The sequence below is a fragment of the Bacillus sp. EA-CB0995 genome (assembly GCF_055814245.1).
In genome coordinates this window covers 2,222,825-2,244,542 of record NZ_CP169269.1, presented here as the reverse complement: position 1 = coordinate 2,244,542, position 21,718 = coordinate 2,222,825, and the positions used below count along the sequence as shown (strand labels likewise).

At 36.3% G+C, this 21,718-nt stretch carries 13 protein-coding genes, 7 pseudogenes and 2 other annotated features; of the genes and pseudogenes, 7 read left to right on the top strand and 13 right to left on the bottom strand.

The genetic code is table 11. The features are described from left to right. Positions 1–48: 48 nt before the first annotated feature. The 6 genes and pseudogenes from ACEWFJ_RS11660 to ACEWFJ_RS11635 form a co-directional block, all read right to left on the bottom strand. Positions 49–654 (bottom strand): DUF2179 domain-containing protein, encoded by a 606-nt coding sequence (locus tag ACEWFJ_RS11660; protein WP_473688538.1) that lies wholly within the window; start codon positions 652–654, stop codon positions 49–51. Positions 655–1,004: 350 nt separating this feature from the next. After that, positions 1,005–1,577 (bottom strand): histidine phosphatase family protein, encoded by a 573-nt coding sequence (locus ACEWFJ_RS11655; protein ID WP_473688536.1) that lies wholly within the window; start codon positions 1,575–1,577, stop codon positions 1,005–1,007. A gap of 170 nt (positions 1,578–1,747) precedes the next feature. Further along, positions 1,748–2,464 (bottom strand): class I SAM-dependent methyltransferase, encoded by a 717-nt coding sequence (locus ACEWFJ_RS11650; protein ID WP_253629847.1) that lies wholly within the window; start codon positions 2,462–2,464, stop codon positions 1,748–1,750. Positions 2,465–2,594: 130 nt separating this feature from the next. Continuing rightward, positions 2,595–3,917 carry a hemolysin family protein gene (locus ACEWFJ_RS11645; protein WP_473688534.1) on the bottom strand — a complete coding sequence of 441 codons (1,323 nt, stop codon included), beginning with the start codon at positions 3,915–3,917 and terminating at the stop codon, positions 2,595–2,597. Between the two features lie 124 nt (positions 3,918–4,041). After that, positions 4,042–4,420, bottom strand: a pseudogene (locus ACEWFJ_RS11640) (MerR family transcriptional regulator). A 206-nt stretch (positions 4,421–4,626) separates the two neighbouring features. Further along, positions 4,627–5,177: pseudogene (locus tag ACEWFJ_RS11635) on the bottom strand (cysteine hydrolase family protein). A gap of 107 nt (positions 5,178–5,284) precedes the next feature. On the opposite strand from ACEWFJ_RS11635, the gene ACEWFJ_RS11630 reads away from it, so the two are divergent. The 3 genes and pseudogenes from ACEWFJ_RS11630 to ACEWFJ_RS11620 all read left to right on the top strand — a co-directional run bounded on the left by ACEWFJ_RS11630 (position 5,285) and on the right by ACEWFJ_RS11620 (position 7,003). After that, positions 5,285–5,725 (top strand): Lrp/AsnC family transcriptional regulator, encoded by a 441-nt coding sequence (locus ACEWFJ_RS11630; RefSeq protein WP_253629850.1) that lies wholly within the window; start codon positions 5,285–5,287, stop codon positions 5,723–5,725. 158 nt (positions 5,726–5,883) lie between these two features. After that, a pseudogene (locus ACEWFJ_RS11625) lies at positions 5,884–6,782 on the top strand (DMT family transporter). A gap of 44 nt (positions 6,783–6,826) precedes the next feature. Continuing rightward, positions 6,827–7,003 carry a DUF1272 domain-containing protein gene (locus ACEWFJ_RS11620; RefSeq protein WP_473688531.1) on the top strand — a complete coding sequence of 59 codons (177 nt, stop codon included), beginning with the start codon at positions 6,827–6,829 and terminating at the stop codon, positions 7,001–7,003. A 166-nt stretch (positions 7,004–7,169) separates the two neighbouring features. Here ACEWFJ_RS11620 and ACEWFJ_RS11615 read toward each other — a convergent pair whose 3' ends face one another. Beyond that, positions 7,170–7,994 carry an MBL fold metallo-hydrolase gene (locus ACEWFJ_RS11615; protein WP_473688529.1) on the bottom strand — a complete coding sequence of 275 codons (825 nt, stop codon included), beginning with the start codon at positions 7,992–7,994 and terminating at the stop codon, positions 7,170–7,172. A gap of 472 nt (positions 7,995–8,466) precedes the next feature. Between ACEWFJ_RS11615 and brnQ the strand changes: the two genes are divergently transcribed. Then, complete coding sequence (brnQ, locus tag ACEWFJ_RS11610; protein ID WP_473688527.1) at positions 8,467–9,831, top strand: branched-chain amino acid transport system II carrier protein; 1,365 nt, start codon at positions 8,467–8,469, stop codon at positions 9,829–9,831. 650 nt (positions 9,832–10,481) lie between these two features. On the opposite strand, the pseudogene ACEWFJ_RS11605 reads toward brnQ, so the two are convergent. Further along, positions 10,482–11,332 (bottom strand): annotated as a pseudogene (locus ACEWFJ_RS11605) (helix-turn-helix transcriptional regulator). 122 nt (positions 11,333–11,454) lie between these two features. On the opposite strand from ACEWFJ_RS11605, the gene fabF reads away from it, so the two are divergent. Beyond that, positions 11,455–12,690 (top strand): beta-ketoacyl-ACP synthase II, encoded by a 1,236-nt coding sequence (fabF, locus tag ACEWFJ_RS11600; RefSeq protein ID WP_473692290.1) that lies wholly within the window; start codon positions 11,455–11,457, stop codon positions 12,688–12,690. Between the two features lie 125 nt (positions 12,691–12,815). Here fabF and ACEWFJ_RS11595 read toward each other — a convergent pair whose 3' ends face one another. Continuing rightward, on the bottom strand, positions 12,816–13,355 hold the full coding sequence (locus ACEWFJ_RS11595) for a GNAT family N-acetyltransferase (protein WP_473692456.1): 540 nt from the start codon (positions 13,353–13,355) through the stop codon (positions 12,816–12,818). A 143-nt stretch (positions 13,356–13,498) separates the two neighbouring features. On the opposite strand from ACEWFJ_RS11595, the pseudogene ACEWFJ_RS11590 reads away from it, so the two are divergent. Further along, positions 13,499–13,810, top strand: a pseudogene (locus ACEWFJ_RS11590) (tyrosine-type recombinase/integrase); the annotation flags it as partial. 158 nt (positions 13,811–13,968) lie between these two features. Here ACEWFJ_RS11590 and ACEWFJ_RS11585 read toward each other — a convergent pair. From ACEWFJ_RS11585 to ACEWFJ_RS11570, 4 genes and pseudogenes are all read right to left on the bottom strand, one after another. Then, positions 13,969–14,439 carry a nucleoside deaminase gene (locus tag ACEWFJ_RS11585; protein WP_473692288.1) on the bottom strand — a complete coding sequence of 157 codons (471 nt, stop codon included), beginning with the start codon at positions 14,437–14,439 and terminating at the stop codon, positions 13,969–13,971. 110 nt (positions 14,440–14,549) lie between these two features. Further along, positions 14,550–15,029 carry a (2Fe-2S)-binding protein gene (locus ACEWFJ_RS11580; RefSeq protein WP_473692286.1) on the bottom strand — a complete coding sequence of 160 codons (480 nt, stop codon included), beginning with the start codon at positions 15,027–15,029 and terminating at the stop codon, positions 14,550–14,552. Beyond that, positions 15,020–17,274: pseudogene (gene pucD / locus ACEWFJ_RS11575) on the bottom strand (xanthine dehydrogenase subunit D). The gene ACEWFJ_RS11580 and the pseudogene pucD overlap by 10 nt, the downstream one beginning before the upstream one ends. Positions 17,275–17,285: 11 nt before the next feature. Continuing rightward, the gene (locus ACEWFJ_RS11570; protein WP_473692284.1) at positions 17,286–18,071 is read right to left on the bottom strand and encodes an FAD binding domain-containing protein; all 786 of its coding nucleotides are present in this window, start codon (positions 18,069–18,071) and stop codon (positions 17,286–17,288) included. Between the two features lie 919 nt (positions 18,072–18,990). Next, positions 18,991–19,222 (top strand) — a binding site (T-box leader). A gap of 40 nt (positions 19,223–19,262) precedes the next feature. After that, positions 19,263–19,492, top strand: a binding site (T-box leader). A gap of 47 nt (positions 19,493–19,539) precedes the next feature. Between ACEWFJ_RS11570 and thrS the strand changes: the two are divergent. Beyond that, positions 19,540–21,459 (top strand): annotated as a pseudogene (gene thrS, locus ACEWFJ_RS11565) (threonine--tRNA ligase). Positions 21,460–21,718: the final 259 nt, after the last annotated feature.

Here is a 21,718-nt window from a genome sequence, read left to right as displayed (position 1 = left end):
AACCAAAAACAAATCATCGAAACAAAGCCTTAAACTACTAATGATGAACTAGCCATAAAAAATAGTATATAAAAAAGGCGAAGCTGCTCTCAGCCTCGCCTTTATCTTATGATGCCTGATCATCTTTTTCTTCATTAACGCACGTTTTTTCATCGCTTTTGTTAAATATCCGCCCTTGAATGAGCGAATTTCGTAAGAAGCCATAAATGCTTTCGGTGCGATTTCATTAATAATCTCTACCAACTCTTTTTCACGCGAACGTTTTGCTACAATATCTAAACGATAGCGCTCAGAATTAATTCCTTCTCCGATGAAGACTGTCACACCAAATCCTGCATGTCTTAGTGCGGTCACAAGTTCTTCGCAACGCTCTAGTAAGCTAACATTATACGTAATATATCCAATCGCTAATTTATTTTCAATATAACCGCCGAGCAGCAACCCAGCACTAAACCCAAGGACATAAGCTACAATATTCATCATGTTTGATAAGTCTTGAAATACAATTCCTAAACTAACAATATAGATGACTCCTTCTAACAACCCAACACCAGCAGCGGACTTTGTTTGATTCTTTACAAGCAGAATTGTACGGATTGTCAAAATTGGCACGTAAATAATTTGCAGTAAGAAAATAAGTAACGCTTGTAACATATGTATCCACCTCTTCCTAAAGTCTGTTGTCATAATAACATACAGAGTCGTAAGAAAGCGATGAATTTTATTTATTTTCTTTCTATTTTAGTTCAAAAACTTCAAAAATAACAAAGAAAAAGAATCCTAGATTTAGGATTCAATCTAATAATCAGTTCTTGAAATCATAAAATTTCTCAAAAGGCATAAAAAACATGCATCATCTCTGGCACAGGTGTATTTGTGTTAACCTGCCATTCACATGTATTGCAAGGACTGCTACAGTTGTGTTGTGGTGTTGAACTAACACACCTGACAACATGATATTGCTGTTATATAAAGTTTCAGCCTTCCTCGAGTAATATTCAAAATCATTCTGTCCACAATCTCTTTATATCAATTAATTGTTCGTCATTAAATTCCATCTTGTATACATCCGGTTTTGATGTCTGCATTAAAAATTCAAATCCATATTGACTATCAAAATATCCCATCATTAAAGTCATGACAAGTCCATGAGTACCAATTACAATTTTATGACCTTTAAAATTCTTTAATATATCTTTCAATACTGCCACAGATCGGCTCTGACAATCTGCATTTGATTCTCCTCCGAGTAATGAAAAATCTGGATTGGAAAACATCTTCTTTACGAGTGGATACAATTCCTTATCTGATATTATCTTATCTTCACTTGAAAACATACATTCTCTAAGGTTTTCGTATATTAATATTTCTTTACCATAAAAATGAGCTAAATTCTCTATCGTCAACACAGCTCGGCTATATGGACTTGAAATAAACGTGTCTACTCCTTCATCTTTCAATAATTCACTTACTCTATACGTATCAAGCCTCCCCTTCTCAGTTAATCCACGCGTTCTTTCGTCCTCTTCTATTTTAGGTGATTCACCATGTCTAACCATGTAAATATATGTATACATAATTCCCCCTGAAAATACTTACAAATAATAGATTACTGTGACTTTATATAACAATTAATATCCGCTATACCATGCTTCGTTGTAAGACTATTATTCTATGGCTACATGACCTAAGATTTAACTTGAAGAAAGCTTACAAGACAATAGTTTTTTTCCGGATTCTTACATTCTTAGAATTCCTTTTTCTTTGCCTTTATAATTAAAAAACTCGGTTGTTTCATTAACTTTTCATAAGATGATGGATAATTTCTTTTCAATTCTTCCGTCGGAATAGGCTCTACAATTTTTTCAATTTCAAAATGACGAAGCGTTTCATTTATAATGTCTTGTAGTGGCCGGCGATAAAAATACATATCAACATATTTACCGCTTTTCTTCCATTTATCATGAAGCAATTCGCGCTTAAAATATTCTTTTTTCTCTGACAGGTGAATATCCATTGCCGGATGATGAACGGAGAACAAAAATGTTCCATTTGGCTTTAATATTCTCACAAATTCAGCAAATGTTCGTTCCCAATCTGCAATATAGTGAAGAGCTAAAGAGCTAACAATGCTATCATATGTACAATCTGCAAAAGGTAACGTATTTTCAAAGTCTAATCGATAAACCTCAGCTTTCTCTCCTACTCTTCGCTTCGTAGCAGCAACCATCTCTGAACTTACATCAATCGCGGTTACATCTGCTCCCCGATTAAGAAACTGTTCTGTATACCACCCTGCCGCACAGCCAGCATCAAGTACCCTCATTCCTCTCATATTATCAGGAAACTGATTCATCATAGCTGGTCGTTCATAATCTGTATTATACGGACTGTCATAATCGACACTTTGTTCATAATGGCCGGCAAGTATATCGTACGCATCAATGATTTGTTGTTTATTCATATCCATCCTCCTCTAACTTCAAAAGACGTAATTTTCATTCTATCACATATCCAAATAATTAAGAATATTAAATCATTTAAACAAAAATCAATTGATCTCTCAAACTTTGAGACACATAAAAAAGCAGCAACTATACAGTTGCTACTTCTTCTTGTTGTAAATCTATTTTACGAATTTCAATACGCTTAATTTGATGCGCGTCTTTTTCTAGAACTTTAAATTCATATCCTTCTGCTGTAACAAATTGTCCTTCTTGAATTTCGTGATTTTGCGTCATCACCCAACCGCCAATTGTATCAACTTCTACTTCGTCAATGTGTAATCCAAATAAATCTTGAATCTCACTAATTAATACTTTTCCGTCGACAATTTTATGGTTCTCATCAACATGATGAATCGGAGGATGCTCATCTTCATCATATTCATCACGAATTTCACCAACAATTTCTTCTAATATATCTTCAAGCGTCACAATTCCCGCTGTACCGCCGTATTCATCATACAAAACAGCCATTGGAATTCGTTTTTTCTGCATTTGCAGAAGTAAATCATGAATTGGGATTGTCTCCATTACTTCAATGATAGGACGCATAAACGTTCGGATAGATGAAAGATCTTCTTTATCATTTTTCATATAACGAATAAAGAAATCTTTTACATTCACCATACCGATAATATCATCTTTATCTTCTCCAAAGATTGGGTAACGTGTATACTTTTCACTTCGGATAATTTTCATATGATCTTCTACTGAATCTTCAAGATAGAAACCAACGATTTCTGTACGCGGCACCATAATCTCTTTCGCAAGACGATTATCAAATTCAAAAATATTGTTTACATACTTATACTCCGCCTGGTTAATTTCACCGTTTTCATAGCTCTCTGAAAGTATTAAACGTAATTCTTCTTCCGAGTGTGCTACTTCATGCTCAGATGCTGGTTTTAATCCAAATAAACCAGTTACAAGACGAGCTGATTTATTTAACATCCAGATAAACGGGAACATAATTTTATAAAATATAATAAGCGGTGCTGCAAACAACATTGTAATTGCCTCTGCTTTTTGAATTGCTACTGTTTTCGGTGCTAGCTCACCAACTACAACATGTAAAAAGGTAACTGTTGCAAACGCAAGAATGTACGATACTGAATTCGCAACCGTTTCTGGGAAATGTAGATTTTGAAATAACGGCTGTAATAAACGATGAACCGTAGGCTCTCCAAGCGATCCGAGCGCAAGAGCTGTAATGGTAATTCCTAACTGACACGCCGATAAATACTCATCTAAATTTGTTGTTACCTTTTTGGCTGCTAATGCACCCCGTTTTCCTTCCGCAACAAGTTGGTCAATACGGCTTGAACGCACCTTAACCATAGCAAACTCTGCTGCCACGAAAAATCCAGTAAACGCGATTAAAATCGCAATCATAACTAAATTAAATATTTCCAAAGAATCCCCCTTAGTTCGAAAACTAAGGTGTCCACCTCCTGTATGAATAATTGCTTTCTTTTACTCTCTAAATTTAGAAAATAAAGCGCTATACAGAAATTAAAAGGGTGGATAGTTCTACCTACTATAAAAGTAAGATAAGAGATTGTATTAAAGCTGTCGTCTGAGTTGATAAATGTTTCGTTAGTTTTTCGCGCTGTGAATCTGTTAACCCATCTAATAACGGTTTTAATTCAATTAATTCCGTCTCCAAACGGTGGATACGCTCTGTTACATCATTTACTTGTTCCGAAACGTTTTCATTAACACCGAGCAGCTTTTTTCTCCTCGATCCTATCCTTAATTTCAGAAAGCGGTATATGCATTTCTTTACATCTCTCAATAAAACGTAAAGTTTCAATTGCTGCTTCGTCATAGTAGCGATAATTAGATTGAGATCGCTCCGCTTTCAAAATACCTAGATTCGTATAATAATCAATCGTTCGTTTCGAAACATGAGCCATGTGAGCCAACTGTCCGATTCGGTACACCTTCCCAACGACCTTCCCTCCCTACATATGTTAAAAACATCATACAATACATAAACTGTACAGTCAAACGTTATGGTTAAGAATAACACTTTATAAAAATATTAAGAATTATTTTCACTCAAACAAAAATAAAAAAGAAGCTACTGCTCTACATACCGTAGAGTAGCTTCTTTTTCCTATTACATTCTACGTAATAAAAACTCTTCTGTTTCTATTACTTTCGCAAACATATTATCTAAAGCACTCATAAATGCCGCATGCACGTGTTTGGCCCGAATCGTTTCATTGTGAAATATAAGATTCCTTGTCGTACAAGCATCTTCAATTACTGTACATCCAAACTCTAGATCACTGGCAGCTCTAACCGTTGTATCAATACACATATGCGTCATCATTCCGCATATCACCAAGTGTTCAATCCCTTCTTGCTGAAGTAACTCTAGTAAATTTGTTTCCCGAAAACTGTTTGGATAATTTTTTTGTACAACATATTCACTTTCAAGAGGTGCTACATGAGGATGAATTTTTACACCATCTGTATTCGGAAGAAAAAAGTAGCCCCTTCTTTTACCGAAATATGTTGTACATGAAATACAGGTAAATTCATTTTTCTAAAGAAATCTAACACTTTCTTTGCATTTCCTGCTGCTTTTAATGGTTCATGTAATTCAAATCTTCCACCTGGAAAATAATCATTCTGAATATCAATTAATACAAGTCCTGTCTTCATTATTAGCCCTCCAATATTTTGAAAATTAAGTTATAATCTTATTATAAATCTTTATTGAATTCGCGATAACATTCTCATGAAAGACATTAACGTCATATGATTTCACCATGAAAGGGTTTGAAACCATGATTGATTCAACAGATTTACAAATACTTGATTTACTAAAGAAAAATTCACGAATGCAGTGGAAGGATATTGGAAAAAGCATTCATATGACAGGTCAAGCCGTTGGAAACCGTATTAGAAAAATGGAGGATGAGGGATTGATAAAAGCATATACTATTTTAGTAGATCATCTAAAATTAGGTGTGCAGTATACTGCTTTTATTACTGTTTTCATGAAGACAAATCAACACGCAAAATTCACTTCCTTCATCACAAATAAAGATTCCATTGTAGAAGCCCATAAAATAAGTGGTGAAGGATGTTATTTACTTAAAGTACAAATAGACTCCCAAGAAAACTTACACAATTTATTAAATGAAATTTTAATCTTCGGCAACTATCGTTTAAATTTGTCAATTCATCAAGTAAAAGAAACTTACTAAGGATAGAAAGGAGAATAGCGATGTTTTACAACAACTTATTCGAAAATGATCAGCCAGTAATCCGTCTCTAAGACGGGCATAATAAATCTTCTAGATTAAAATGCTTCGTCTTAAGGATAACTATCTCTAATCCTAAAAATAGACGGAGGTCATATGATATGAAACATTCATTATTTGGTGCATTTTGTTTATCGCTTGCTGCAAGCATTTGGGGAGGTATGTATGTTGTCAGTAAATATGTACTAGACTTTGTTCCCCCGCTCACGCTTGTTTGGTTACGTTTCGTTATTGCTTTTGCGATTTTATTTATGATTTTACAAATAACACAGCAAAAACAGAAAACAAAAATTCCGATTGGGAAAAAGATTGGTTATTATTTGCCTGGATCGGTTTTATCGGTTATTTTGTCTCCATTACATTTCAGTTTATTGGGACAAAATTGTCTGATGCACATACAGGTTCTTTAGTAACATCCGCAACACCAGCCTTTATGATCATTTTTGCAAGAATAATAGTAAAAGAGCCTATTACCATTCGCAAATTCATTTCCGTACTCTTAGCAACTTTAGGTGTTATCATTGTCATCGGATGGGATATAAAAATTGGAACGTATTTCACCGGAGCAATCATCTTAGTCGGGGCTGCTATTACGTGGGCATTATTATCTATTTACGTCAAAATCGCCTCGCAACGTTTTTCTTCCTTAATCATTACAACGTATGCGATATTTTTTGCGATTTTGTTTATTACACCTTGCATGATATGGGAATTACAATCTAACAGCATACAAAGTCTTAACACATTTATAGTTTTAGGGATTTTATACCTTGGCATCATTTCAACTGCTGGTGCATTTTTTCTTTGGAACAAAGGTATGGAATTAATGGATGCGGGAATTGGCTCACTCTTTTTCTTTTTCCAACCTATTGTTGGAGCGTTTCTCGGATGGTTACTACTGCACGAACAGCTAAAAACTACATTTTTCATTGGAGCTTTACTCATTGTAGTAAGTGTTCTTATCGTTACAATCGATAAAAGAGAGACATCTTCTAATTAGAGATATGATTATGAAAGTTATTTTACTATGTAAGGAGGCATCCCATGGCACTAGAAATGAAAACAAACTGTCAAACTTGTAATACTTCTCTGCAAGGAGATTCAGAAGCATACATTTGTGTGTATGAATGTACTTTTTGCCTACCTTGTACAGAGGATACTAATCATATCTGTCCAAATTGTGGAGGCGAATTAGTACGGAGACCAAAAAGAAAGAAATAAAGGTTCTCTTTCACATAGTAAAAGCGCAAAATCTATAAGATTTTGCGCTTTACTTTTGTTTTTTTACACTTGATTTCTTTTTTCTTTTCAATAATCACTTCTGCTAAATATTTATATCCACACTCTCTAAAAAGCTTATCATTTGGAAAATAGATTAAGAGTCTTTTTATTTATGTATTAATTTCCCTTCAAGTGCGTCAATATACCTTTTCGCTGATTTTTGGACAGCTTCATTTGCTTTTCCCTTCACGATTCCATGAAATGCATTATGTAAACGATTAAACTTTAATTTTTTTACTCTTTCAGCCATCTCTTTCACCTTACTTGCTGGCAATGGAATGAGATTCGGATAACTATACATAAAACTTACCCATCTTGAATCAGCAACAACTTGAATGATATCTCCAGTTAATAAAATTCCTCTTCCTTCATCTCCAGTTTCCCAATGTAAAACAGCACCACCATTAAAATGCCCACCTAAACGATACAATGTAATACCTTCGGAAAGTTTTAAAGATTCTCCAGACCAGAATATAATACGATTACTTGGGCGCATCACCCATTCTTTATCATCTTCATGAATGTATATAGGAACATCAAAGCGTTCCGCCCATTCTACTTGTGTAGAATAATAATGTGGATGCGATAAAGCAATCGCATGAATTCCCCCTAACTCATTTATTCTTGCTACAGTCTCTTCATCAATATACGTAATGCAATCCCATAACACATTATACTTATTAGCTTGAACTAAATAAGCATTTTGACCAATTGCAAACTTTGGATTTGTTGTTATGCTATATAAATTTTCTACTTCTTTTACAATCTCATTCTTAAATGATTTACTTTTCTGTATGCTCTCTAAAGTTGTCCATGATTGCCCCAAAGGGTTTACATATTGACGTTCCTCATTACAAATTACACAGTTTACAGGCGGTTCTTTATAAAGTGGATATTGTACACCACACGTTGTACAAACATAATGCTTCATTCTATTTCTCCCTTTCTCATTTCATTGAATACAAATTAATCCAAAATATCATGAACAATATGTAAAATTAAACCCCCACTATTTAACAATTTGACATTTGAGTAACAAAATACCTCTCCAAACGCTTATTTCTATCCATACTATTACAAAATTTACCTTTTATTCTATATTTTCTGAATAATACACTCTTGATTTTATTGAATATTTAATTTATTATTTTATTTGTTATATAAAAATAATAACATCCATAAAATATCATATGACACACCACCGAAAGAAAGCGCTTAATAATTGTAATTAATTAAATTTTCTATATAATAAAAATAACGGACAAAATAAATTTACGAAAAATTCATTTTTGTCTTGCATAATAATTTATTTTTGTTATCATCGTTAATGATTCGACAAAAAATGACTTTGTATTGTATCTTTGTGTAAAAAATTCAAAATATTTAAATTTGGAGGTTTTTTCGTGACAAAAAAAGTGCAAACTTCACATATTTTTGTGATTGGGCTTATGCTTTTTGCTCTCTTCTTCGGAGCAGGTAATTTAATTTTCCCTGCTATGTTAGGGCAAACAGCCGGAAGTAACGTATGGATTGCAACTGCAGGATTTTTAATTACAGGAGTTGGCGTACCACTACTTGGTGTATTAGCACTTGGTGTTTCAGGTAGTGACGACTTACAAGCAATGGCAAGTCGTGTACACCCATTGTTTGCGAGTGTATACACATTTATTCTTTATTTAGCAATTGGTCCTCTTTTTGCTTTACCTAGAGCAGGAAGCGTATCTTTTGAAATAGGTATAAAACCATTTGTAGGAGAAAATAGTGGTCATTTACCTTTAATTATTTTCACTATTCTGTTTTTCGGGATTACTTGTGTACTCTCTTTAAATCCTACAAAGATTGTTGATGTTGTCGGGAAGTTTTTAACTCCAATTAAATTGACATTTATTGGTATTTTAGTTGTTACCGCTGTCATAAAGCCAATCGGTGACATTCAAGCACCAACACAAGAATTTGTTACAAATTCTTTCTTCAAAGGCTTTCAGCAAGGCTATTTAACAATGGACACTCTCGCAGCTTTCGTATTTGGTATTATCATTATTAATTCCATCAAAGAGAAAGGTGTAAGTGACAAAAAAGAGATTATAAGTGTATGTATAAAAGCAGCCATCATTGCCGCTGTTGTATTAATTGCTGTTTACACTTCACTTGCATACATGGGTGCTTCTAGTGTTTCTAAATTAGGACATTTAGAAAACGGCGGGGAAGTTTTATCAAAAGTAGCAAATTACTACTTCGGTTCTTTAGGAAATTTATTATTAGGATTGATGATCACTATAGCTTGTTTAACGACGAGTGTTGGACTTACTACAGCATGTTCATCTTACTTCCATAAAGTATTTCCACAAATATCATACAAAACATTTGCTGTTATTTTAGCTACTTTCAGTGCTCTTATTGCTAATCTTGGCTTAACAGAGCTGATTACCGTATCTGTACCTGTATTAACAGCAATATATCCTTTAGCGATTATGCTAATTGTATTAACGTTTCTACACCGATTGTTTAAAGGGAGATCAGAAGTATATCAAGTAAGTTTACTATTCACTTTTATTGTAAGTATCTTTGATGGACTGAATGCAGCAAATCTGAAAGTTGATGCGATAAACTCTTTATTCTCTCACTTACCTTTATATGATGCTGGATTAGGATGGATCGTTCCAGCACTCATCGGAGCTTTACTAGGCTATGGAATTAGTTTATTACGAACGAAGGATAATTCTAATGTAAATAATTCTCATGATCTTGCACGTAAAAAAACATCCTAAACTGAACAATTTTATTTAGATTCAAGAAATTTGAATCAATCTTTGTTTCAACAAGAATAAATATATAATGTTACACATTATATATGAATAAAAGAAGAGGATAGACACAAGCAGAATAATTCTGTGTGTTCTATCCTTTTTTTGTACCACAAATGACCTCATTTACCACAACATTTGTACTGACTATTCTCAAATAGTGGAAAAAGCTCTCTTCATTACGACAATCCTTATAAGGGATACCGCCCCATGTCCCCATCAAGTTATAAGATCTCATAATACCCACATAACGAAAATTTTGTGCATTTTGCTCGTTTTTATTGTTTTGGGGTAACTCGTTTTTTAGCTTGATGGGTATGTGGCGGTACCCCATCACCATCAAGCTAAGATTTCAAAGTACCCACATAACGAAAATTTTATATCTTTGCGGATATATATGAGAATTAAGTGTTGGTGTGAAATAAAGTTTGATCAAAAATCCCAGGTGACCCTACATTCTACTGCAAACAAAAAGAATCCATTTTGAAAAAAGATTAATCAAAATGGATTCCACTTTTGAGATTAATTATTTAGCTTTTATAAAAAAGTTTGATCATTTTCTGTCTGTGTTGTTCAACAATCGCGCCCTATAATGGAATAACGAAATTACTTTATTAATTTTTAACCGAAACCCTTTTCATTAATCGCTTTAATTTATTTTCTGTATCCGTTTCCTCTACTGGTGTATAGATACTGCACCGTAAATCCATATCACCTTGAACCTGAAGAGAAGTTAAATTAAACAACATTTTGCCTGCTTTAGCATGTCTGAATTCAATTATCATTTCTGGAGCCTTACTTACTTGACTTTCTTGCCATAAATCCTGAAATTCTGAATGTGAATAACTCATTTCTTTAATAAATTGGTTGTACCATTCATCGCCTAAATAGTGTCCGTAATAGGTACGGAAAATAGCAAGAAAACCTTTAGCAAAATGTTCCCAATTGACGGCCAATGTTTTAAATTCTTTTCTTGTGAACACTAAACGAATCAAATTTCTTTGATCATTCGGTATTTGTTCAAAATCTAAAAAAACATGAGCAGCTGCAGGATTCCAGCCCACTATATGGCAATGTCGATCTGTAATGATAGTCGGACAATATGTTAATTCAGTTAGTATTCGCTTTAAAGAAGGGCTAAGCTCTGATTGATTCTTTTTTGATTTGTAATTTCTGATTTTGTCTCTAATGCCAGGTCATATAAGTAGTCTCTTTCATCATTATTTAATTGTAGAGCTGTAGAAATACAATCAAGTACGATTGAAGAAACTTTAATATCTCTTCCTTGCTCTAGCCATGTATACCAAGTGGTACTTACACCTGCTAATTGTGCAACTTCTTCTCTTCGTAATCCAGGTGTCCTTCTCCGGGTTCCGGCAGGTAAACCAATAGACTCAGGCTTAATTTGGGCACGCTTAGCTTTTAAGAATGTCGACAAAGCTTCAATCCTAGTTTTATCATTCACTTTTAAAACTCCTCATCATATCAATTTAACCTAGTAGTAATTATACCAGGATAAACTATCCCTTGTAATAGGATAAAAAAGATGTAAAATACTAGTAAATTATTGATTTGGAGGGATGAAAAGTGGAACGAGTTGTGATTACTGGTATGGGGGTAGTTTCCCCTATAGGAAACAATATCCAAACATTTTGGAACAATTTGATTAACGGGAAATCTGGTATATCCACTATTGATACATTTGATGTTACTAATCACAAGACAAAAATTGCAGGTATTGCCAAAGATTTTGATGCAGATGAAGTTTTAGGAAAGAACGAAGCTAGACGTTTAGATCGTTTTTCTCAATTTGCTTTGGCTGCAGCTGAACAAGCTTGGGTAGATTCTAAGTTAGACCTCGATCGTATAGATGTAGAAAGGTTAGGCGTATATGTAGGTTCAGGTATAGGGGGAATTGAAACCTTGATTGAAAATATTGATGTGCTTAGACAAAAGGGGCCTAGAAGAGTTAGCCCGACCCTAGTACCTGCCATGATTTCTAATGCTGCTGCAGCACAAATTAGTATCAAGTGGAACGCAATGGGACCTTCTTTGTCGCCCGTTTCTGCTTGTGCAATTGGAAATACAGCTATTGGTGAAGCCTTTAGACTAATTCGTTCTGGAGAAGTTGACGTTGTGTTCGCAGGTGGAACAGAGGCAGCTATAACAGACTTATCAATAGCAAGCTTTGGTAATGCTACAGCATTATCAAGAAGAAACGATGATCCCACTAAAGCTAGTCGTCCATTTGATGAAAATCGAGATGGATTTGTCATGTCAGAAGGAGCTGGAATTCTAATCTTAGAATCTTTATCTCATGCTTTACGTAGAGAGGCAAAGATTTATGCAGAAGTCATTGGATATGGTGCAAGTTCAGACGCACACCATATCGTAGCTACGCATCCGGAAGGTAAAGGGGCCTATCTTGCAATGAAATCAGCTTTAAAAAATGCAAATATATCGCCTGAAGAAATTGATGTTATTAGTGCCCATGCAACAAGTACAAAAGTGGGAGACATCTCCGAAACGATGGCTATTAAGCAGCTGTTTGGTAAACAAGCTTATCAGATTCCAGTAACAGCTAATAAATCTATGCTCGGTCATATGTTAGGGGCAGCAGGCGGGGTTGAAGCAATTGCTTTAGCAATGAGTTTAAAGGAAGGTATAATTCCTCCAACAATTAACTTAGGAAATCCTGATCCATTATGTGATCTCGATTATGTACCATCTATTGCTCGCCAAGTGAAAATAAATACGGGTCTGTCTAACTCATTCGGTTTCGGAGGTCATAATGCGGCTATTGTTTTAAGGAAATACAAGTGAATAAACTTTCTCTCGTAAATCTAACCGTTTCTTAAGGAAACGGTTAGATTTATTCCGTTAAATGGTCCAATAAAAGAAGACGCCTTCTTACTTAAGAATGGCGCCCTATTCTTGAATAAAGCGGTTCAATTATTCAGGTTAATAATGGCTAAGACCTGATGGTCTTCCCATTTTCCATTAATCTTTACATTTTTTATTGCTATACCTTCTTTATGAAATCCTGATTTTTCTAATACTCGAATTGAGCCAAGGTTATGAGGCATTACACCAGCTTCTATACGATGTAAATTTAAATTTGCGAATGCAAATTCTACGATCAATTTAACAGCTTCGGTCGCATACCCTTTTCCGTTATTCTCTTTGTCTATAAAGTATCCAATGAATGCACTTTGAAGAGAACCTCTGATAACCTGAAATAGATTAATTGTACCAATCAATTTTTTATCAGCAGTCGTAAAGATTCCAAAGTTATATTCTTGATCCTTTTTAAATTTCTCATCATACTTTTCAATCAACTTTCGTTGACCTTCGACTGTATAAAAATTACCTTTTCGGGCCATAGAGTATATTTCAAAAAAATTACGGTTTTCCGTTTGTAGCTTTAATCTTGCTTCTACATCCTCTAGAGTAAACGGTCTTATAAAAATCTCTTCGCTCGTGAACATAAAACCTTCCAAGTGCTATCACTCCCTGTTTTCCAACCTATTACATTTGTCGTAATACATTTCGTTTTGCTAAAAAATAAATCCTTCTTTTATTCAACAATTTGACCCTTTAATTGAACAATACAGCTGGAGTTTAAGGGGGCTATTTGGAGGAAGTAAATAAAGATTATAAAAAATATCACTATAGAGGATTTAGCAAAATGTATAGGTTGGTTAAGGAGCCCATATTCCAGCAGCAAAGTAACTCCGTTACAACAAACTAAAGCAAAAAAACCGAGAAAACAGTGAATCTTACTATAACTGTAGTTACTAACTTTTATGATTATTTTTATCGAAATCAAGAAATACAAAATGACATAATAGAAAAGCTGATGAAGCAAGTATTTACTGGAGGTCGTACAAGGTATAAGGATTTTCTCTATCATAACTGCAAGAGACAACTTTCAGTTATTAATGGTTGATACCAGTTATATGAGCTTGCCCATCCTTGAAAAACAAGGCTTCTTATTTAGCCAAATCGACTCCCTGCATGTCACCAAGCTTCGAGTAACTATTAAAGGGTGTTAGGCACCAGAAAAGGACATTTGTCCCTAACGGTGCCTGACACCCTTTATTAATATTCCGCCTTATTAATTGAGGTTTTCCAAATTTCGAATGGTATCGTGTAATTTTCTGGCCGTACTTGTTTCATTGGTATCGCTCGCTCCTCGAATCGTAACGCAAGTTGTTCGTAAATAAACTGATCGTCAAATCCAATTCCAGCAGCTTCTGTTTTTGTACACGCATAATAGATTGATGTTAGTCTCGCCCAATAGATTGCTCCGAAACACATCGGGCAAGGCTCGCAGCTCGTATAAATCTCACAATCTGTCAATTGGTAACTATTTAATTCTTTACAGGCTGCGCGAATCGCCTGCATCTCAGCATGTGCGGTCGGATCGTTCGTTGCTGTCACTTCATTACGGCCAATCCCAATGATCTTGCCTTTTCGCACAATAATGGCTCCAAACGGGCCACCGTGTTCTGTCATAACATTTTCAAGGGCAATGTCTACTGCCATCTTCATAAATCTTTCTTCTCTCACAAACTCCCCCTGTTCATAAAACATCCTTGCTGTCGCTCTTACGAAATATCTACTTTTCAACAAACGTCCACTCGAGGCGTACAAAATGAACGTTTTGTCCACGAACGGTATCAGGCACCGGAAATGGCATTGGAAATGGATTTTACTGCTCGAAGGATTCCCCCATATCCCGTGCAGCGGCATAGATTACCAGACAGTCCTTCTAGGATTTGTTCCTGGGTTGGGTGAGGATGTTTTTCTAACAATACTTTTGTTGCTAAAATCATCCCAGGTGTACAATACCCACATTGAAAGCCGCCCTCTTCCATAAAAGCTTTCTGTATCGGATCGAGTTCTTCTTCACCGTCAAGTCCTTCTATCGTTACGATTTCAACATGATTTAATTGAAACGCCATCACTAAACAAGAGTTAACCATTTGACCATTCATTAAGACAGTACATGCACCGCAGCGGCCGATCCCGCAGGAGATTTTGGTTCCAGTCATTTCAAGATCCTCGCGAAGAATATCGTTCAGACGGCGTAAAGGTGGGACCCCAAGATTTACCGATTGATCATTTACTTTAAACTGAACCTCAATGATTACGTCCAAATTCTCCCCTCCTTTTCCACTGCCTGTAAAATTTCCTCCCGTGAAACAGGAATTCGGTTACACCAATACCCAATCGCATCATGAATCGCTTTGGCAATCGCCGGGGCAACCGCTACTGTTCCAATTTCTCCAATCCCCTTTGGTCCGAATGTGTCTCCTGACTGGACAGTTTCAATGGCGTACACGTTCATATCGGGAGGAACATCGCAAATCGTCGGAATTAAATATGTGTCAAAATTCTCAGTTACGTATTTTCCTTTTTCCATTGGACAATCCTCCGTTAGCGTGTAACCAATGGACATCACCCCGCTTCCTTCAATTTGACCGAGATACCCCATTGGACTAACGACCGGGCCTGCAGCGATCGCTTGGTCCAAACCAAGAACAGTAACCTTCCCTGTTAATAGGTCAACTTCAACTTCAGCTGCAACAGCTGCAAAAGAATAAAGGTAGCGTCCTTTTTGCACGGTATCATTGGATTGTGGATAAGGGAATTCAACCGATACCTCGATAGGTTCATTTAATTGACCTGCTAAATTAACATAAGAGACGATCAGCTTCGACTCCCTCCATATTCCACCTGGACCTAGACACAACTGCTGTTTTGGAAGTCCCGTCATTTGTGATGCACGCTGAAGAATTTGACTTTCAAAGGATTCCCTCATCTTCTCAATGGCTAACCAAATCATGGTTGTTGCCCTTGATGCCGTTGTCGAACCGGAATGTGGAACCTTCTCCGTGTCCCCGATTATAATATTGAGATCATCACTTCCACATTTAAAGGCTTTCATAAGTAAGGTTTCAATGACAGCCAATACCCCTTGACCCACCTCTTCTACACCAAAAGCTGCTTCAATTTTGCCATCCTTACTGATTGACATGCACCCTGCCCCTGGGTCCGGAATCCCGTGACCCAATCCTTGGCCGAGAATGGTTATCGCAATCCCTGCACCTCTCCTTTTCCATTTACCATTATCCGTTTTTTTCATCCGTAAAATGTTAGACTGTTTGATGGCATCTAAGACTTCTTTTGCTCCATCCGTTGGTGCAATGGTTTGATCAAGAGCACCTAATCCGTCTAATCTCTTAATATTTTTTTCTCTCAATTCAATAGGGTCCATCTTTAATTTTTCAGCTAACCGATCAAGCTGCCCTTCGAGTGCAAAAACAACTTGGTTGCTGCCAAACCCTCTAAATTCTCCTGATACACCGTTATTCGTATAAACAGATACGCCATCAATATTGATATTTGGAATCAAATAAGGTCCGACTGTATTTTCAACCGCACACTCTAATACTGCAAGGCCGAGTGTCGCATATGCTCCCGTATCAGCAATGATAGTAGCTTCATGCGCTAAAATATTTCCATCACGATCCACACCTGTTTTCATCTTAATCCGCATCGGGTGCCGCTTTATTCCTGACTGTATCGACTCCCTCCGATTTTGATGGATTTTTACAGGATAGCCCGTGTGAAGCGCGAGCAACGCCCCATATGACTGAACATTTAATTCATCTTTTCCTCCAAAGGAGCCGCCCATCGGACTTGAGACAACCCGTATTTTGGTTTCATCGAGATTTAAAATTCTCGAAAGCTGAAAGCGGTCGCAGTAGCCATGTTGCGTCCCCATGTAGACGATGATCCCGCCATCCTTATCAGGAACTACCACTCCTCCTTCCGTTTCCATATAAGCATGGATTTGCCTTGGAGTATCATACGTTTCTTCAATAATAAACTCGCAATTTTTAAAGCCTTCATCCAAATCTCCTTTTTTAAAGGATGAACGGTGGAGGATGTTTCCCTTTTATGAATTTGAGGTGCTGACGGTAACAGCGATAGCTCTGGGTCATCGACTACCGGGAAAACTTCATACTCCACTTCAATTAACTTTAAGGCTTGTTCGGCTATCTCTTTGGATTCAGCGGCTACAGCCGCGACAGCATCACCGATAAACCGAACCTTATCATGGCATAGGACAGGCTGATCCGGGTCGAGAATACCAAACCCATTTAACCCAGGTATATCCTTATAGGTTAAAACCCCATGGACTCCCTTCAGTTTTTTCGCCTTTTCTGTATGAATGGCTATAATCCTTGCATGTGGATAGTGGCTGCGCATAATCTTTCCAAATAACATAGTTGGAAACGTTAAATCAGTAAGATACTTTAAGGTTCCTGTTACTTTTTCTACTCCATCAGGTCTTACCCGCCAGTTTTCGCCTGATGATTCACGATTAAGATGCAAAGCACTCCCCCTTAAGATAACGATTCGGTTAGACCGGCAATTAATAGATTAGCAGCAACTAATTTAAGATAGTGAGAGGAAGCAAAACGGTCTGTTAGCGGCTGGAATTCTTGGAGGATTTGTGCATGTGCTTTTTGCCATAACTCTTCATTTGGCACTTGATTTTGGAGCATGCTTTCACATGTTAGTAAACGGGAAGGAACGATGACTCCTCCACCAACCGCAAGTCGAACATATTCTATTTTATTTCGTTCATTCATTGAGAGTGTACCGGCAACCGTCAAAAGGGAAGGTGTAAAGGCTTCACGCCGGCCAATTTTTTTATAAAAGGTTTTTGTTTTTGGGGATTTTGGTAAATGAATTTCCGTTACAATTTTGGCTGAGGAATTCTTTAAAAAATTGCCTGCCTCATCGGTTATATAGTCGGATCCATCAAACCAAGTAATAGTTGCACCCAACACCAGCAGGGCTGGAATGATATCTCCAAAGCCGCATGCGATATTCCCGCCTATCGTACCTTGATTTCGTACCGCTGGAGATGCGACATTTCGAGCGGCTTCTGCTAAAATCGGCCAGTACTTCTGGATATCAGGGCGGCTGCGGCAGGCTGCTAAGGTGGTGAATGTACCAATACTTAAGGTTTGGTCAGCTGACAGCTGAACCTTATTTAATGCATCGATTTTTCCAAGATGAATGATATGATTGGGAAGCTTCTCCCCGATTCCCAGCGAAGCTGAATCCATGTTCCTCCAGCTATAAAAATGGCCTCTTGGCCAAGTTCTTGTTTTAATTTCCATGCTTCTTCAATCTGTTTTGGAATCCAAATCTTTGGTGAAAAAGTGATCTTAGTGTGCCCGTCCAACTTGACATCACCTCTTCCAGACATTTTCCTATAACATAAAATATTAACCAAGTTTTAAAAAAAGAACAACTTACTTTCTGGGAATCTTCATTTTCTAGTTAATAGCAAGAACAAAATCGCTAACGCGACTTAAATCACGTCCCAAGTGAAGATTATTCACTTGGGTCTTTTCTCTCTCTTCGCATTGTGCCATTACAAAAAGGTCATACAGAGGTCTATAAAATTAAAAAGTCCACCACTTTCAATAAGCGATGTACCAATATTTATATAATATGTAACATTATATAAATCCTCTTGTTTTTGTAAGAAAGGATAGCTATTGTCATTTCTTTATTTTACAGAGTAGTTTAGGATGTTTTTGTTTTCAGTTTTCTTCTGTCCATTTTTTCAATCGGTGTATTTCTTCGCTGGAACTTATTTTCCGCCCATAACGTACCTGCTCGTAAATAGATATAATTTCATCGCCTCTCTTTATACGAGATAACCATCGTTGAATCGTTTCAAACGGACGCCTCTTCTTTTCCTACAATCACTTGCGAGACATTTTCTCGAATTCTTTCTAGAATTGACATACCTTTTCATCCTCCCCTACACATAATTATTATCTGTTTTTTTCGATATTTATTTGCGATATATCAAAATCCAAATATTCACTTCTTTTTTTGAGATTTTTTGTAAAATAAGTCTCCTTTTCACATATGATATATATAAAATACATGTTGCGAAGCCCTAGTCATCTACAGCAATAGTACAAACAAAGAAAAATTCCAAAAAAAGTCACAATTTATTCAAAAACAGATTTGCAAAAACAATTTAAATATTGTATATTATGAATCAATATACTATATGCTATAAAAAAAGCTACGAAAAGGACACGAGATATTCTTTACGGTTTTACAGAGAAGGAAGAGTTGCTGAGATCTTCCTAACGCAGGAGAATAACTTACCACCTTAGAGCTGTATTGGGGAATTGTAGTATCCAATGCCGTAGACGCTACGTTACAGCGCATGGAGCCATCGGTGCTTTTTATAAAGTACGATGGGAATCTGGGTGGAACCACGGGTATTAACGCACTCGTCCCTGTTTTAGGGATGAGTGCGTTTTTTATTTTTCAATTCCATATAACAATTGGCAATGAAAAGGACACGAGGTATTCTTACGGTTTTACAGAGAAGGAAGAATTGCTGAGATCTTCCTAAACGCAGGAGAATAACTTACCACCTTGGAGCTGTATTGGGGAAACATAGTATCCAATACCGTAGACGCTACGTTACAGCGCATGGAGCCATCGACTTTTTATAAAGCGCGATGGGAATCTGGGTGGAACCACGGGTATTAACGCACTCGTCCCTGTTTTAGGGATGAGTGCGTTTTTTTATATTCATAAAATGGAGTGATAATGATGAGTGAAAAAATGATTAAAATTCGTTTTCCAAATGGTCGTGAACAGGAATACGTTAAAGGAATTACGCTAGAAGCAATTGCAGAATCTATTAGCCCTAACTTAAGAAAAAAGCTATTGTAGGAAAAGTGAATCATCAACTATTTGATTTACGTAGAAACGTACAGGAAGATGCAGAAATTGAAATTTTAACTTTAGAATCAAAAGAAGGATTAGACGTATTACGACATACAGCAGCCCATATACTAGCACAAGCTATTAAAAGAATGTATGGTCAAATCAATTTAGGAGTTGGTCCTGTTATTGAAAATGGTTTTTATTATGATATGGATTTCCCGAATAGTATTGCAGTTGAAGAGTTAGTTCATATTGAACAAGAAATGCAAAAAATTATTGCTGAAAATTTAGAAATTCAACGAATAGAAGTGAACCGCGATGAAGCAAAGCAAATATTTGAAGAGCTCGGTGACCATTTAAAACTAGAGCTATTACAAGATATTCCTGCCGATCAAAACATAACTCTCTACAAACAAGGTGAATTTCTCGACTTATGCCGCGGACCACATTTACCGTCTACTGGCTTTATGAAAGCTTTTAAATTAACAAACGTTTCAGGAGCATATTGGCGCGGTGACAGTAATAACCAAGTCCTTCAAAGAATATATGGGGTTGCCTTCCCTTCTAAAAAGAAACTAGATGAGTATGTAATCTTTTTAGAGGAAGCTGCAAAACGTAATCATCGTAAATTGGGCAATGAATTAGAATTGTTTATGTTCTCTGAAGAAGCTCCAGGAATGCCATTTTATTTACCAAAGGGGCAAATCATACGAAATGAAATGGAAGCTTTTTAAGAGGGATTCAGCAAAAGCGTAATTATCAAGAAGTCCGCACTCCTTTTATCATGAATCAAAAGCTATGGGAAAACTCTGGTCACTGGGACCATTATAAAGAGAATATGTATTTCACAGAAGTTGATCATGGAAAATTTGCCTTAAAGCCGATGAACTGCCCTGGCCATATGCTGATGTTTAGAAATAAACTGCACTCTTATCGTGATTTACCAGTTCGAATAGCTGAATTCGGCCAAGTCCATCGCCATGAATTTAGCGGTGCTCTAAATGGACTTCTCAGAGTTCGTACATTCTGTCAGGATGATGCACATATTTTTGTAACACCTCAACAAATTGAAAATGAAATAAAAGAAGTAATTGATTTAATCGATTACGTATATCGTACATTCGGTTTTGAATATGACGTTGAGCTCTCTACAAGACCTGAAAATTCAATGGGAGATGACGAGCTATGGAACAAGGCGGAAGGCGCTCTGCAAAATGTACTAGAACAACTAAATTTCCGCTATAGAATCAACGAAGGTGACGGCGCATTTTACGGTCCGAAGATTGACTTCCACATTAAAGATGCTTTAAACAGAAGTCACCAATGCGCAACTGTACAGCTTGACTTCCAAATGCCAGAAAAATTTAATTTAAGCTACATTAACGAAAAAATGAAAAACAACGTCCTGTTGTGATTCACCGTGCTGTATTCGGTTCACTTGATCGATTCTTCGGAATCTTAATTGAACATTTTGCCGGAGCATTTCCAACATGGCTAGCTCCCGTGCAAGCAAAGATTATTCCTGTATCAGTTGAAGCACATGAACAATACGCAAAAGAAATAGAAGAAAAGCTAAAACATGCTGGCATACGAGTTGAACTCGATCTTCGCAATGAGAAACTCGGTTATAAAATGCGAGAAGCGCAAGTTCAAAAAATCCCATACGTCCTTGTTGTTGGCGATCAAGAAGCTGAGCGCAACGAAGTAAACATTCGAAAATATGGAGAACAACAATCTGCAGCTGCACCATTTGACGAATTCTCTGCAAATATTCAGCACGAAATTCAAAGTAGAAGTTTATAATACAAAAGAAATTACAAGTTAGCCAAAACATGTTTTATCCTACACCATGATGTTGTTGTATCAATGTTTCTACTACAACGCAAAACGAAGAAAAGGATAGATAAAGCAGATAATCTAAATTCAAAAAAACTTAAAATATAAAGGTCCTAACATATTATATATGACTAATATGTTAGGATCTTTTATTTTTGGTAATGAGTTTTGAAACTGAATTTGTTGGCGATCCCCCTCCTATTAAACTAACAAGACAGGGCCTAAG

Excerpts from the sequence above, each read along its gene's own strand:
- ACEWFJ_RS11595 (WP_473692456.1), bottom strand. The coding sequence starts at position 13,355 with ATGTTCACGAGCGAAGAGATTTTTATAAGACCGTTTACTCTAGAGGAT.
- ACEWFJ_RS11655 (WP_473688536.1), bottom strand. The coding sequence starts at position 1,577 with ATGTATACATATATTTACATGGTTAGACATGGTGAATCACCTAAAATA.
- ACEWFJ_RS11650 (WP_253629847.1), bottom strand. The coding sequence starts at position 2,464 with ATGAATAAACAACAAATCATTGATGCGTACGATATACTTGCCGGCCAT.
- ACEWFJ_RS11630 (WP_253629850.1), top strand. The coding sequence starts at position 5,285 with ATGAAAGGGTTTGAAACCATGATTGATTCAACAGATTTACAAATACTT.
- ACEWFJ_RS11615 (WP_473688529.1), bottom strand. The coding sequence starts at position 7,994 with ATGAAGCATTATGTTTGTACAACGTGTGGTGTACAATATCCACTTTAT.
- ACEWFJ_RS11660 (WP_473688538.1), bottom strand. The coding sequence starts at position 654 with ATGTTACAAGCGTTACTTATTTTCTTACTGCAAATTATTTACGTGCCA.
- ACEWFJ_RS11570 (WP_473692284.1), bottom strand. The coding sequence starts at position 18,071 with ATGGAAATTAAAACAAGAACTTGGCCAAGAGGCCATTTTTATAGCTGG.
- ACEWFJ_RS11620 (WP_473688531.1), top strand. The coding sequence starts at position 6,827 with ATGGCACTAGAAATGAAAACAAACTGTCAAACTTGTAATACTTCTCTG.